We start from the raw sequence: 1,460 nt of genomic DNA on the forward strand, positions 1-1,460 counted from the left end.
GCACGAATATGAGCCGTGGTGACTTATGTTCACCTCAGGCTCGATCGCCCTGCTTTGCAGAGCATCCTCGACTTTCACCTGCACATAATAAGCTCGTTGCCCGTCAATCCTCAGCGTCGGGCACAGGAGCGAAGGCAACCTCGCAATCGCAACTCAGCGAAAAAGGAGAACGCGATTGCCGACCCCACTGCACCTCCGTCTTCGAACCGAAGACCCAGACAATATTCTTTCGCCACTCGCTCGAATGGTCCACGATCATTATGAGCGCCGAGGTTATGACGTCGAACGCCGGCGCCAATACACCGCCGTCGTCCTCCATTTTGGCTACTGGCTGAGCGATCATGGCGTGACCATGGAGAGCTTCACATCTGACCACATGGAGGCGTTTCTGGCAGAGCACGAAAGTGGTTGCCGTTGCTCCGGTTTCTGGAAAATGCGCACCGGGGTGACATCGATGCGCTACGCCTTGAATCTTGCGGTCAAAATGAGAGCGCAACGCCTGATCCCGCCGATGAACCTCGCGGCGATCGATCGCGAACTCCAGGCGTTCGACAAGATGCTGGAAGAGGCTTGGGGCATGTCCGCGGGTTCACGCCGCAAGCATCGCGATCTCGCCCGGCGGCTGCTGGTTGGCGTTGTGAAGAATGGCCGTGTTGATATGGCCGACCTATCCCCCTTGCATATTCGTCAGTTCGTGCTCGCCGGTCGCGGATGGAAGCCTGCCACCATTCGCAGCTATGCGGTGTCTATCAGGTGCTATCTCCGATATCGAACGCTTCTGGGCGACGATGTCCGGCAGCTGAAAATAGCCATCCCAGCACCGGCGATGAAAACGCCGGCGAAGCTGCAAACGGGATTCAGTTCGGCGGAACTGGCGCGATTGCTGGAGGTCTCGGCGGAAATCGGTCGAACCCGGAAGAGAGTTCATGCCATCGTCAGATGCCTCGCAGACCTTGGGATGCGGGCGATCGAGGTAACCCGGTTGACGCTCGATGACATTGACTGGGAGAAAGGCTTGATCTGGGTACGCTCCAAGTCGCGCCGATCAGATCCCATGCCGCTTCCATTTGCGACCGGTGAAGCGATCGCCGACTATATCGTACACGAGCGGCAGGCCACACAACGACGGGAGGTCTTCGTTCGGCATGTGGCGCCGCTCGGAGAACCGATCACTCCGCGTTCGGTGCAGCGAGCAGTCTATGCGGTCTACGAACGGTTGGGCTGGGACTGCACGAGAATCCATATATTCCGCCACACGATTGCGAGCCGTCTGGTAAACGGCGCCGTGCCTCTGAAACAGGTTGCGGACATCATGAGGCACAGGAGTGTGGTGACGACTGCGGGCTACGCTCGCGTCGATCAAACCAGGCTGGCGGCCGTGGCTCTGCCGTGGCCGGGAGCGTGCGCATGACCGGGCCCGCCACGATGTTGTCTCGCGCCGAGGCCTACCTCGCTTATCG

At 59.5% G+C, this 1,460-nt stretch carries 1 protein-coding gene; it reads left to right on the forward strand.

All coding sequences use genetic code 11. The features are described from left to right. Positions 1-175 precede the first annotated feature (175 nt). On the forward strand, positions 176-1,411 hold the full coding sequence (locus DEM27_RS33365; protein WP_128755632.1) for a tyrosine-type recombinase/integrase: 1,236 nt from the start codon (positions 176-178) through the stop codon (positions 1,409-1,411). Positions 1,412-1,460: the final 49 nt, after the last annotated feature.

The organism is Rhizobium album (assembly GCF_003122325.1).
In the GTDB taxonomy this organism is placed as follows: Bacteria; Pseudomonadota; Alphaproteobacteria; order Rhizobiales; family Rhizobiaceae; genus Metarhizobium; species Metarhizobium album.